This window comes from Chryseobacterium sp. MYb264, from assembly GCF_035974275.1.
In the GTDB taxonomy this organism is placed as follows: domain Bacteria; phylum Bacteroidota; class Bacteroidia; order Flavobacteriales; family Weeksellaceae; genus Chryseobacterium.
Genome location: NZ_CP142422.1, coordinates 4,367,469 through 4,381,506, shown reverse-complemented (window position 1 = coordinate 4,381,506; position 14,038 = coordinate 4,367,469). Strand labels below are relative to the sequence as shown.

The following is a 14,038-nucleotide window of genomic DNA, read 5'->3' as shown; positions in this document are numbered from 1 at the left end:
AGTCGTGCGACACAAAATTTTATCGAGGATAAAATCCTTATGCCTTTTAGTATTAAGTATTTCATTAAGCTTTGCGTCTGTGCGTTTTCCAACAATTATTAAAAAAATAACCCAATGAAAACCTTATCATGAAAAATCTTGTTCTTTTCATACTTATTGTCAGCACTTTTTATGTAAAAGCTCAAAAAATAGTTCAGGAAAAGCCAAGAATTCTGATAAGCACAGATATTGGAGGAACCGATCCGGATGATAATCAGTCGATGATCCATTTGCTGATGTACTCGGATAAATTTAATATTGAAGGGCTTGTTTCTTCGCCGTCTTTTGGAAACGGAAGCAAGGAAGAAATTTTAAAAATGATCGATCTTTATGAAAAAGATTTACCTAAATTAAAAAAACACAGTTCAGGTTTTGCCACTCCAACATATCTGCGTTCGGTTTCAAAACAAGGATTACGAGGAAATGCGCCTTACGAAGGTTTTTCAAAATCAACAGAAGGCTCAGAATGGATCGTAAAATCTGCCAGAAAAAAATCTTCACAACCATTATGGGTTTTGGTTTGGGGCGGACTGGAAGATATTGCTCAAGCTTTGCACGACGCACCGGATATCAAAAAAAACATTAAAATTTACTGGATTGGTGGTCCCAACAAAAAATGGAGTGCCAATTCCTATTCTTATATTGTGAAAAACTTTCCTGATCTATGGTTTATCGAAGTAAATTCTACCTACTACTCTTTTTTTTCTAAAAATGATAATCCTAAAATTTTAAAAAGCACCGAATATTATGATCAATACATTAAAGGTTACGGAGCAATGGGAAAAGATTTCAAGAATTACTATAACGGAGAAGTTAAAATGGGTGACAGCCCGACTTTATTTTATCTGATGCATGGAAACCCTAATGATCCTACTGGTGAAAGCTGGGGCGGAAGTTTTGAAAAAATCAATAGAAGCCCAAGAATTATTGTTGACGGAACCAAAGGAAGTTCAGAGGATATCGCTTTCTGTTCTTTAATTGAATTCCGTTTTAAAGGCCCTATTCTTAAAGAAAATCCCACTTTTGCACCTTTTTATATGGAAACTTTACACAAAAAAGATATTCAGAAATGGCCGGGAAATTATCTTGGAAATGGAAATTACGTTTTACAATATATTCCGAAGGCCGCGGAAGTTTTGAATTATAAATTTACATCAGATATTCCTGAGCTAAATGGTTTTGAAGGGAAATTAAATATTGTCAATCTTTGGCCGGGAAAAGAAAACTCAACAGATATTCCGCTTGGTAACACATGGTTTTCTGATACATCTGATCCGAATCTTTTTGACGGAAAATATCAAGGTGGAAAAACGATTTCCAAATGGAAAAATGATATTCTGCTGGATTGGGCAAAACGTTGGGAATGGCTAAAATAAATTATTTTATACATAACATAAAATGCAACCGATTGTTTAAATAAAATATTCAACATTATAATTATATAAATATTATTACGTTAAAATATAAATTAATTCAATAGCAACTTTATAATTTTACACCTGAATAATTACAATATAATAAACTATGAAGAAAACATTCAGAGCGGTCTTTCTTATGGCTGTCCTAAGTTCAACTTTCGTATTGACCGGATGTGGTCAGGAAGAAATCAACAATGAATCAACAACCAATGAGATTGGTTTAAAAAGCGCAGTGGCAGGTAAAATTATTCCTTTAGCGGATTGCGTTGCTCCCGGATGGGCTTCTCAAAACGGAGGAACCACAGGCGGCGGAACGGCGGCAGAAACTACGGTTTCTACTTATGCTCAGTTAAAAGCTGCGATCGAAAATACAGCTGTGAAAGTCATTAAAGTTACGGGAACCATTACCATCACCTCTCGTTTGTCATTTCAGGATCAAACCGGAAAAACGATTTACGGCGCCAGTGGTGCTAAGCTGGTTTCCACGAACCAGACAAAAGACGGTTCAGGAATTATCAACATTAAAAGATGTAACAATATCATCATCAGAAACCTGATCTTCGAAGGTCCGGGGGCGTATGATACCGATGGTTGGGACAATGCTATTTTGGATGATTGCCGAAATGTCTGGATCGATCACTGTGAATTCAGAGATGGCGTAGATGGAAATTTTGATATTAAAAATAAATCTGATTTCATCACGGTTTCTTACACGAAATTCCATTACCTAAAAGCTCCAAAAGCAGGTGGTTCAGGAGGTACGGACGATCACAGATTCTCTAATCTTATCGGTTCGAGTGATGGAGCGACTGCCGATGCGGGAAAACTGAATGTAACTTTTGTTCGTTGTTGGTGGGCTCCGGGATGTAGAGAACGTATGCCGAGAGTGAGATTCGGAAAAATTCATATCCTGAACAGTTATTTCAACAGTTCTGTAAGCAACAAATGTATTGCAGCAGGTGTTCAGGCGAATATCCGTGTAGACGGAAACGTATTTGAGAATGTAAAAGAGCCTATTAATTTAATGAGCGGTTATACAGCGGTAACGGTAACTTCTAACAATACATTTACCAATACCACGGGAAATAAAGTAGGAAGCGGAACCGCATTTACCCCACCGTATTCTATCGGAACACTTTCTTTATCTTCTGTAAAGTCTGATGTAACAGCAAATGCCGGTGCGACATTAACGGGTAATGTCTGCGATTCTTTCTAAAGAATTTAAATACTATTGATTGATAAAAAATAGGCTGTCCTCAATTTTGGACAGCCTATTTTATTACTTTGTACTTTTATGATGATAAATTAAAAATAAGAATGAGAGTTTCCGTAAAATTTTAACCTCATCCACCTGGCTCTTTTAACCTCTACCCTTTTACTTCAAATTTATTGGATATGGTCAAACGAAACACCTATTCATCGGGTTTCACCCGACGCTATTCATATTTCACCACTTCGTGGTTGAGGAAGATTAATTATCAACAATAATAAGAGTCCTTTGAAAATTTCAAACCTTTACTATTTTAGACAGTAAGATTCCCACCATTCTAATACCCTGATAAATTGACACATTGACACATTGACACATTGATACATTGATACATTGATACATTGATACATTGGTACATTGGTACATTGGTACATTGATATACTAATCTACAACCTATCTCCCAACCCCATTTCTCTCCTGCCATTTCGGATATTCCTTTGCAATTAATTTTTCAGCAAAATCTCCGTACCAGCTGTAGCCGTTTCGTCTTTCTTCAGAAACATCATAGTAGTTGTATTTTACACTTCCATCACGATCTCCGAATAGGGGTTTATTGGTATGAATATCATAAAATCTCGCCCAGATCACAGAGTTTTTATCTTCCGTTAAAGTTCGTACTGCCTTTCCGTTTACTTTGGAAACGTTGTAGCTGTAGCCTTCGATTTTATTGTTTTTAAACCATTGCAATGCCCCGTTAATCGATTTTTCAATCGTTGGATTTACAGGCTGAAGCATTAAAAACCTTACAATTCCCACAGACTCACCTGTTGCCAGAGAAATAGGTTCAAAAGCTCTTGCTTTATCCGGCTGAAGGGTAATTTCATTATACTGATCTGCCCAAATCGTTGGATTTCCATTCTGTAAAACCTGAGTTTTAAGAATACATTCAATACCTTTTTGTAAGGCAACTTTTGATTTTTCTTTTAGTTTAGGATCAATAACATTAAAATCATTTTTTCCTTCCGCAGCATTATACAAAACCGTTAAAGCATTAATCATCGCGTTGTCATTGTAAGTCACTTGTTTTCGGTATAATCCCGTATTTGGATAATATTGTGGAAAACCTCCGTTTTTATATTGCATCAACAAAAGATAAGCGATCCCTTTTTCTGCAGATTTAAGATATTCTGGATTTTTTGTGGTAGAATAAGCTTTTATTAAAGCATTGATTTCCCTTGACGTTGCATTATTATCGATCGTTGCGTGATCATCACCTGTTGATTTTATCTTTTTTAAAAGGGGTTTATCAATCGGTAAATCGTAATTCACCACAGATTTATCTTCCAACTGTTTTCCCCAACCTCCGATCGGAAGCTGATACAACATTATTTTTTCCGCCAAAGTATCTTTTACCTGAGCTGAAAAACTGGCAGCCACCAAGCTTAAAGTTAATGTACAGATTTTTAAATTCATCCTAGCTCTTTAATTATTTATTAAACTCAACCACCAACGGATTAGCCACAATTTTCGCCTGTTTTTGCAGCATATTTTCCCAATCATCCTTTGTTTTTATCTGACCGCTTTTTTCCCAGGCAAATCCCGCATAGTACGTCAGGTTTTTCTGTGGAGTAGTAAGGACAAGCAAATTACTCTGATCAGGCGTTTCTGTTCTGTGGGCAAACGATTTCTGAACAATATTAGGATTGACAACAATTCCCTCACCTACATACGCGTCATCAATTTTTTCCCAGTGAAGATAGTATCCGGCTCTGTCGTTCAGCTTCGTTTCGCCTTCATTTTTATGCAATGAAATCCCTATGGCATAATTCGGCGCAGGAGTGTGGGATTCAAAAATAGTTTCGAATCTTGAAAAATTAGATCCAAGGTCAAGGGAGATGATTTTGACTTCTTTTACCATAAAGTTGCTGTACGGAAAATACTGAAGTTCAAAAACCGTTCTTAGCGGACCTTCTGCAATGGTTTTTGAAGAAATAAAATTTTTGGAGACCTGAAGTTCATCACCTGTCCAGATTCCCGTTCCTCCCGTTCCTCGACTGTCTCCCACCGGATAAGGATCATACCCCTCGCCTCTCGTATCTTTATGATAATACATCGGGTCTGTAAGATAACCTTTATACCATTTATTGATCACCGGCTGATCTGTTCTTTTAAACCAGATATCGACACCGCTGGAAAGTGTACTTCCTTTTACACCCGCCAATGCTTCTTTTTGCCCCTTCGGACCATACACTCTGAAGGCCACTTTATCATTTTCCCAGGCATAATCGTCTACTCTTTCAGGAACAAGCCTGGAATAGGTCGTCAGCTTACTTTCCGGAACGGGGGTTTTAGGATCCGAAACTAAAGTATAGGTATTGGTAGCTTTTGCTTCTATTTGGGCAAAGAAAAGCAGTTCATCATTTTTGTTATCTCCATTATAATCAATCCATTGAATGGTGATCAATTTATTATTCCCGTCTTTTATTCTCAGATCTGCCTCTTTTGTTTTCTTCAGAAAGGCTCTCAAATCCGAAACGGGAATTGAAACGACTTCATTTCTTTGAAAATCTGAAGGATTGGTTACGTGAATGGTTTTTTGGGCATACCCAGAAGCAGAAGCAATGCAACCGATTGCACACATCAACCCGGTTATCCTCGTTTTAACTGTAAACATCATTTAAATTTAGTTGAGTTAATATTCCAAAAATAAACATAAATTTTAATTTATGATAAAAAGTTATGGCTGAACCTAAGGATTTAACAATATTTTAAGGAAACCGGAAATGAGAAAAAGAATAAAGCCTGCTCAATGAACAGACTTGAAACCTAACTTAAAATTAAGGATTAAAATAAGTACGACAATCGGACTATTATAATCTCATGCATTGCATTGCCATAATGCTCAACATTCTTTATTCTGTAAAAATACCTTTCTGAAGAGATTTCATGAAAAATTACAGATAGAAAAAAATCGAAGAGGTGTAGAATTAATTCTAATGTATAGAATCAGTTAATCATTGCTTGGAACAATAAAAAGCAAGGGCAGCCACTTCTGCCCCTACTTTCACTAACTTAAAATTCAAATTCACCGACTAGCACACCATCTCTATTTCCTGTATCAGATTCACTTTTATTCTGAAAAACCACCACTTTCCGCTCCTGTTTTCCGGTAGCATAATTGATGTAGATTTCTGCCATAATCGCTGTAGGCCCTGCAATACTTATCTGATTTTCATTATAAAAATTGGTCTCAATTTTATATTTTCCCTTAATTGCTTTTTTCAGTAAAAACTGCTCGGGGCCGAAACCTCCTCTAAAGTCGTTACTTAATCTTCCTCCAATGGCCGTTGCTTTGTGAGAATACATACAGCGCTCATCATTCGGATCGGTCACCCAAAGGTCAATATCCGTATTGTCTTTATTCCAGTTGATGACCACACGGATGTTGACCGGAAGATCTGCGATAATTTTAGGATTGATCTTTTTTAAATTCAAATCATTTCTATGACGGGCAATTAATTCATTGATCTCCATAATCAAGGTTTCTTCAATTCCATAATCACGAGCGGCCAGTTCTCTTGTATACGTTTGATTTAAAATTTTATACAAATTCTCCAAAGCCGCCTGATACTGTCCATTATCTTCCAAAGCCAGAGCATAATCTCTATAACTTTGAGGATCAAAAGGTCGCCATTCCAGTACTTTCTGAGTGATCCAGAGTTCCTTGTCGAATACCTCAGCCTGCTTCAGTTTATAGGCTAATAATTTGTATAATTCTTCATTTTCAAGATCCAGATCTGCGATGGAACTCAATACTTTTAAGCCTAAATTCTTATCATTATTTTTAAAAAGCAGCTGAGAAATATCGAAATAATATCTAGGTACATCTTTATATTCATTTCTATGATTCAGATACAGTTGATAAATTTCTTCGGAAGTTTTAGCCTCATTAAAAAATTTCATGTATTCTGCATCCGATTTGATATCCGCAACGATGATCCTTCCGCTGCTCACTATATTCTCAGGAGAAAACTCTCCACTACCAATCGAAATACCAGGTGCTGCGCCTTGAAGGCTGGCAAGAACATTATGATTAGCTCTCAATTCCGAGACAACAGAACTGGAAGAAGCCTGAACTGATTTCCTTTGAGCGCCATACCCTACCATAACAACCTCTTCAATCTGTCTCTCATAATTCATCGTATCGTTTTGTGAGCGCCTCGTTCTTGGGTAATATTTAGGTTTTTTATCAAAATCTGTTTCCCACCATTTTTTCAGATTGGCGGTCATATTTTCGGCTTTCTGCATGAGATCATCTACACGCTGATCTTTCTCAACCTGATTATTTTTGACCAATCTGTCATATTCTGCACGCAATTCTGAGGGCGGTGTAATTTCATACCGGACATAGTCGGCAATGTCCTCCAGCACCATTAAACTTGTATTATTACTCACCAAACCGAATTGACGGCTAAGATCTTTGATTTCCTTTTGATGATCTTTTTCAAAAATTTCCAGTTCATTCAGCTTTTTCTGAGCCCAGAATTGTGAGATCTCCCAATCTTTTACCATTTGCTCACTCGCATTTAAATCAATGGTCTTGGTCTCTGAGACTTCATTTCCGTATCCGAATTTTAAAGTAGCTGTCGTTTTATTTCCGGTTAAAATGCCGGTCAGAACAAAATCATTAGAAACCGTTTGTGATAAAGAAGGATACACCTCCGTGATTTCTGCGTTATCTTCAATTCCTAAAAACTTAAAAGGTTGAAACAGGAGTTTTCTCACCTCTTTTCTCGGCTCATTTTCATTTAAGTTTAAAAACTCTCCACCCGTTTTATTACTGATAAATTTTAACTGATTAAAATTGGCATTATTGGAAGCTGAGATCGTATATACAGGCTGTCTCCAGTTCATTTTTAAATCTCCAAAAGAAGAAAGTCCGTCCGTAAAAAATAGAATCTCACGTTCTTTAACCGATTTCAGCTGCCCGAAATCTGTTCCGCCATCATAAGTGACCTGAGATAAATACGCTTTCAATTCCGACCAGTTTCCATCATTTACTGTAAAGTTTTTACCTTCTTCAAAAGCGTTGTTAATAAAATAGACTTTTACGGACAGATCTTTATTTGATTTAAAATATTCGTTTAATAATTCAAATTCTTTGATATGATTTCTTTTAGAACCACTCAAGGAATTGTCCCAGACAATAGCCAGTTTATTGGTCAGTCTTTTCGGCTTTTCCTTCCCTTTTACACCTATATTGGCTAAAAAATACGCCGAATTATTCGATGCTTTCTGCATTAAAATCTGCTGACTGTCATCTTCCTCAGGAAAATTGATCCTAAGATTCTGAGATGGCTGATAATTTAATTTGTGCGTTTCGGCTACCCAAACATCACCTTTTTTGATAAAATCAAAGCTGCCATCTGGCTTTTCTACCATCTGAGGTAGATCTGCATTTTGGTACACTGTTGTTTTAACATTAAACTGAGGTATTTCTGTTGAATAATTCAACGGTAAAAAGTACTGATAGCTTTTGCCTGACTTTTTAAGTTCATCATTATACGTCACCTGAATGGTTCTTTCTCCGCCGTTCGGACTGATCGGATAAATTCTGGTCCGGAAATTATTCCCCTCTACTTTTTCCAGAATTCCGGGATCTACCCTTCTTTTTTCAATGGTCTCAAAAACTTCTTTCGCCTTAGTTTTTTCTACAGGAACAGCATTTCGCAGTTTTCCATTAATATCCAGTGCATACCCACTCACATTCACGCCTTCCGGCAAAGGAAATGTGACGCGTCCTTCCATGATCCTCTTGGAGTTGTTTTTAAAAACCATCGTCACCACATTCGTGGAAATCCCGCCGGTAATTTTTGTTTCTATATTTAATTTCTGAAGAATAACATTTTTATCCTTCTCAAAACCTCCTTTTTTATCCGGAGTTTCAATGACCGGAATCTGTGCCGACCATAAAACCGGAAAGAATAACAATAACTTTATAGATAAGCTTCTCATATCAATAGCGTTTTCTAGTTGAACAATGTTTCTATTGATAAAGATGCGGGAAAAGGGAAAAAGGTTGGAAAAAATGAAAAATAGGGTTATTCGCTATTTTATAGATTATCTTATTTAAAATTAAATCTGAAATTTCTACCAGCCAGACATTTGCTGTACGGAGCATAGGGATCCGCTAAAGCCACCGATGATGCGGATTGATTTCTTTTTGTTTTATTAAAATATTTAGATCTTTAAATAAGGCGTTACATTCACTATCCCATTGATCTTCCAGAATAACAAATAGCTCTCCGCTTCGATGATGCCTTTCTTTTTACGATTGATACTGTAAATTCGTCAGCTAGGCTAAATCCGCGGTATGGTCTGAATTTCTGATAAACCATATTCGATTTCCTTATAGACCAGGCCGTGAAAATATCAGTGAAATATGATTATTGTATGCTTCTCACTTCTTGTGGATCTAAAAGCATTTTTATTAAAAGTGTTAGGATTTTCGCCTTTCAAAGTTTAAAAAACTCATTTATTAAGTGAACAAATCCTTATAAAATTCTAAAAAACGGTGTTATTATTCTGAGGGCACTGAAAAAGTAAACTTCATTAAAAAAAATAAGCAAAACTTTAAAAGTTTTGCTTATTTTTTTATCTTCAATGTAAATTTCAATAGCAAAGCAAATGTTAATACAGCAAGAAAAACTTCCGTTGAGTGCCTATTCCGGTTTGTATGATTTAATTGTACCGAAGGAAAACCTTCTTAGAAAAATTAATGAGCTGATTGATTTTTCTTTCATCTATGATGAGCTTTTGAGCAAATACTGCTTAAACAATGGTCGCAATGCTGAAAGTCCGGTACGGATGTTTAAATACCTGCTTTTAAAAAGTATTTATACAGTTTCTGATGTAGATGTGGTAGAGCGTTCCCGGTATGATATGTCCTTTAAATATTTCTTGGATATGACTCCGGAAGAAGATGTAATCAATCCCAGTTCCCTTACAAAATTCAGAAAACTGCGTTTGAAAGATAGTGATCTTTTAAGCTTGCTCATTGGTAAAACCGTGAGTATTGCGATTGAAAAAGGCATCATCAAATCCAGATCCATCATTGTAGATGCCACTCACACCTTGTCGATGAGCAATCCTTTTTCAACGATAGAAGTATTGCGGGAGCGCTCAAAACTGCTTCGCAAGACCGTTTATCAGTTTGATGAAGAATTTAAAACTAAAATGCCCTCAAAAAATATTGAAAATGATTTAAACAAAGAATTGGATTATTGCAGAGAACTCGAAAAACGCATTGAAAACGAAGCTTCTATCAGGGAGATTCCTGCTGTAAAGGAGAAGCTGAATCTTTTGAAGGAAACAGTGAGAGACACCGGGGAGCAGATGGTTTTTTCAAAAGATGCCGACGCTAAAACGGGTCACAAATCGGCTGACAGTTCTTTTTTCGGATACAAAACGCACTTGGCGATGAGCGAAGAGCGGATTATTACGGCGGCCGTGGTAACTTCGGGAGAAAAAGGCGACGGCCCGGAACTGCCAAAATTACTGCAGATGAGCCAGGACAACGGGATGGAGGTAGATGCCATCATTGGTGACGCTGCTTACAGCGGAAAAGAAAATCTGAAAATTGCGGGCGAACAAAATATTAAAATAGTAGCCAGACTTAATCCTTCCATCACCCAGGGTTTTCGAAAAGATGAAGACCGTTTTGATTACAATAAAGATGCCGACCGTTTTGTGTGTCCTGCAGGGCATTTGGCGATTCGCAAAGCTCGTGGCGGGAAGAAACACGTAGGCGGAAATCAAGTGGATACCTATTATTTTGATATTGAAAAATGCAAGGTTTGCCCATTAAAAGAAGGATGTTATAAAGAAGGAGCAAAATCTAAAACTTATTCGGTTTCCATAAAATCAGACTTACATAAGGAGCAAATGATTTTTCAGGAAAGCGATTATTACAAAGAAAAATCGAAACACCGCTATAAAATCGAAGCCAAAAACAGCGAGCTTAAAAACGTACACGGCTACGACAGGGCGATTGCAAATGGTATTGAAAATATGCAAATGCAGGGTGCAATGGCTATTTTCACTGTCAATTTGAAGAGAATCCTGAAATTAATATAGAGAAATCGATCTATACTCCGTCTTTTATAAACATCGCAGGCGTGGCGCAATATCAATCCCGTTAAACCTCAAAAATTTGATACTGAAAAAAAGAAAAAAAGCTTATTACGAAGGTTTAATTTTCGTAATAAACTCTTAATTCTAACTCCAAATCAATTGGTAATTCTATATGAACGGGGTTTTTCAGTGCCCTCATTATTCTTTCTCTTTTTTTTTGATTTGTTACCCGATTTTGTTACTGATCCTTCCTCTGATGACTACCCCCTCCATTTTTGCGATAAAACTTTAGAATACTTCAATATTCATTCCTTCTAAACTATAATTAAAATCGATACTATCTATTTAAATAATTCCTGTTAAGATATGTTAACAAGACCCCTATTTTTCATATGAATTAATACATTGTTGCTGTTTTTATGAATACAATACATCAAAACAAACATTTCAATTAAATATATTATTATAAAAATCTTAATATGATTAAATTTTTTTCATTAATTTCCTTGTTATCTTTAAGCTTTTGCTTAAATGCCCAAGTTGGAATTCAAACTTCGCAAGTTCATCCTTCTGCAATTTTGGAGTTAAACACCGCCAGTTTGCCCACGGGAAGCAAAAAAGGGTTCTTGGGTCCCAGGGTCAGTCTTACAGGTTCTCGTGATACGCAGACAATTCCCTCACCGGCTGTAGGTCTCTTAGTGTATAATCTTTCAACTGCCGGCACATTTCCAGACAATGTTCATCCTAACCGATATTATTACTGGAATGGCACAGAATGGGTAGATTTTGGAGTAACCACGGTACTGGAAAGCTTTCTTGCCTACAGAGTCATGAGTCTCAATGCGACATCAAGCCAGACTTTTACCTATAATGACATCAACGCTACCAGTGCTGCAAACGGTGGAATCCCCATCTCTTTTTCAGATACCGATATGGTGGTTAATACCGGGAATATCGCAACAAAATCAGGAAATACGTTTAAGATTAATATTACCGGGCTGTATGAAATATCAGGCTATGTGAACTATAATCCTAACCGTACTTCCATAGGATCTCCGCAAAGAGGATGCTTTCTTAATCTGAAGCTGCAGCTGTCCAATAACAACGGCAGTACATGGACTGATGTGATCGGAAACAGAACAGCCTGGGGAGTAAGAACCAATAATTTACTGAAAACTGCCACTTTGATTTCCACTCCTATTAACCTTACTGCCGGACAGATGGTGAGAATGGTTGTCCAGAATCCTTTTGGCGTAAGTGATACCTCAAGTATTCACGGGGAAAATCCTGCGTCTTCACCTGATGCTCCTCTCCCATCTATAGCATCTTCCACCAGGACACCCATATCAAAAAACCTAACCCTTACGCTTTTAGATTATGATATTCAACAATAATTTATATAAAAAAAATATGCTGAAAAATATTTCTACCATATGCTTCCTGGCAGCAAGTCTTGCTTATGCTCAAAACACCAACGGGCCCGGGGTGGGTATCGGTACCTCAAGTCCGAACGCCTCAGCATTACTAGATCTTGATGTCAGCAACCTTCCTGCGAATGGCAAAAAAGGAGTTTTGCTTCCCCGTGTGGCATTACAAAACAGGACGGATGTTACCACCATTCCCAATCCTGCTGTAGGGTTACTGGTTTATAATACGACCAACTCCACTTCCGATTCCCTGATCATGGCCAATACTTTTTATTATTGGACCGGAACAAGCTGGATTGACATGGCCACAGCTCAGACCTTCGAAACAGAGCTTTATCCACAGGTATTCATCGTAGGAAATACGGGCAATCAGGAGCTGAACAAAACTAATTTTAATAGCGCACAAAATATAGTTGTCAATTTCAATTCGTCAGCAACAGGAGCGATGAATGTAGATGTCGGAAACAGGGTTTCTCTGGCCAATAATAATTTTAAGATTCTCTCTTCAGGACGATATGAAATCACAGGGTATGTAGGATACAACCCCTGGGTATCGACGACCTGCACTACTCAAGCCACGGAAACAAACTGTATAGCAGCTTTAGATCTCATTATTCAGGTTTCCACAAACAACGGAGATTCATGGACGAATATTTCAAAAACAAGTTCGACATGGGGTGTAGGGACAGGAGACCGTAACCGTTCCGTTATGATGGCTCCTTTTATCGTTACCCTCAACGCCAATAACCTTATACGGGTTGTAGTTGCCAAGGGCTCCACTGTTAACCACGGAACCGCATCTGCTACCAGCACCCTTAATATTGAATCAGGAACGGGGCTGGCTTACTCCCGCCTGCTCAGAATTCAAAAACTTAATTAAAAAAGCAACTGACGAAAAAAATAAACGACATGAAAATATACGATACAAGCAAATATATCCTGTTGTTCTTAGGCACATTACACTATGCCCAAGTCGGAATAGGAACATCTTCACCAAGTCCATCGGCAATTTTAGAGGTTTCATCTGCCAATAAAGGGTTTCTTCTGCCGCGGCTTAATTTAACAGGGAGAAATGACGTAATAACTATTGCCAATCCCGCCAATGGACTGATGGTTGTAAATCTCACGGCAAACGGCAGCGGCAGCAATGCAGTAGTCGGCAACTCCATTTATTTCTGGCAAAGTTCTGCATGGCAAAAGTTCACGACCTTTTCAGAGATCACTGTTTATAAACAGTCTAATCAATACGTCATGAGATCTACTACAGCACAGTCCTTTACTGCAGCACAGGTTACAGGCGTAAATAACAGTCAGAATTATGAGGTTCCCATCCTTTGGTCAGCCAACGAAATTTCTATTGATAACCCTGCCGATATTGAGCTGGCAAGTACCAATGACATCTTCACCATTAAAACGGCAGGAAATTACAGATTATTGTCCAATTATAGTTTTAATCCTCAGAGAAGTGTTACGGCAGATAATTCAAATTATACATACGTCGCTATTACGGTGATGAAATCGACGAACAATGGCTCAACATGGACTGCAGTGGCAGGGTCAGCAACTCCCTATGATATCGGAGTATCTAACCAGCTTCAGACGGTGATTCTTCCAAGAACAATCCTCCGTTTTAACGCCAATGACCGGATTAAAATTGTCATTACCAAACCCGGAACAGCAACCCCTTCATACGGAAGCAATGCCGGTATTCTGAAGAAAGCCACTGAGGATTATACCAAATATCTCAGAATAACAAGACTGAACAATAATAATTAATAGACTGAGTGTCTTAAATTTTTGAAAGATTATTG

General features: G+C 37.5%; 9 protein-coding genes. 6 read left to right on the top strand and 3 right to left on the bottom strand.

The window, feature by feature from the left end; genetic code table 11:
• Positions 1-128: 128 nt before the first annotated feature.
• Both VUJ46_RS19145 and VUJ46_RS19140 read left to right on the top strand, forming a co-directional pair.
• The gene (locus VUJ46_RS19145; protein WP_326982288.1) at positions 129-1,415 is read left to right on the top strand and encodes a nucleoside hydrolase-like domain-containing protein; all 1,287 of its coding nucleotides are present in this window, start codon (positions 129-131) and stop codon (positions 1,413-1,415) included.
• A 148-nt stretch (positions 1,416-1,563) separates the two neighbouring features.
• The gene (locus VUJ46_RS19140; RefSeq protein WP_326982287.1) at positions 1,564-2,673 is read left to right on the top strand and encodes a pectate lyase family protein; all 1,110 of its coding nucleotides are present in this window, start codon (positions 1,564-1,566) and stop codon (positions 2,671-2,673) included.
• A 447-nt stretch (positions 2,674-3,120) separates the two neighbouring features.
• Here the strand turns inward: VUJ46_RS19140 and pelA are convergent, their stop codons facing one another.
• From pelA to VUJ46_RS19125, 3 genes are all read right to left on the bottom strand, one after another.
• On the bottom strand, positions 3,121-4,140 hold the full coding sequence (gene pelA / locus VUJ46_RS19135) for a pectate lyase (RefSeq protein WP_326982286.1): 1,020 nt from the start codon (positions 4,138-4,140) through the stop codon (positions 3,121-3,123).
• Positions 4,141-4,153: 13 nt separating this feature from the next.
• On the bottom strand, positions 4,154-5,344 hold the full coding sequence (locus tag VUJ46_RS19130; protein ID WP_326982285.1) for a DUF4861 family protein: 1,191 nt from the start codon (positions 5,342-5,344) through the stop codon (positions 4,154-4,156).
• Between the two features lie 395 nt (positions 5,345-5,739).
• Positions 5,740-8,682 (bottom strand): VIT domain-containing protein, encoded by a 2,943-nt coding sequence (locus VUJ46_RS19125; protein ID WP_326982284.1) that lies wholly within the window; start codon positions 8,680-8,682, stop codon positions 5,740-5,742.
• Positions 8,683-9,354: 672 nt separating this feature from the next.
• Between VUJ46_RS19125 and VUJ46_RS19120 the strand changes: the two genes are divergently transcribed.
• The 4 genes from VUJ46_RS19120 to VUJ46_RS19105 all read left to right on the top strand — a co-directional run bounded on the left by VUJ46_RS19120 (position 9,355) and on the right by VUJ46_RS19105 (position 14,003).
• Positions 9,355-10,803, top strand: a complete 1,449-nt coding sequence (locus VUJ46_RS19120; protein WP_326980898.1) for an IS1182 family transposase — start codon at positions 9,355-9,357, stop codon at positions 10,801-10,803.
• Positions 10,804-11,279: 476 nt separating this feature from the next.
• Positions 11,280-12,194 (top strand): hypothetical protein, encoded by a 915-nt coding sequence (locus VUJ46_RS19115; protein ID WP_326982283.1) that lies wholly within the window; start codon positions 11,280-11,282, stop codon positions 12,192-12,194.
• 16 nt (positions 12,195-12,210) lie between these two features.
• Positions 12,211-13,107, top strand: a complete 897-nt coding sequence (locus VUJ46_RS19110; RefSeq protein ID WP_326982282.1) for a hypothetical protein — start codon at positions 12,211-12,213, stop codon at positions 13,105-13,107.
• Between the two features lie 29 nt (positions 13,108-13,136).
• On the top strand, positions 13,137-14,003 hold the full coding sequence (locus VUJ46_RS19105; protein ID WP_326982281.1) for a hypothetical protein: 867 nt from the start codon (positions 13,137-13,139) through the stop codon (positions 14,001-14,003).
• Positions 14,004-14,038 lie beyond the last annotated feature (35 nt).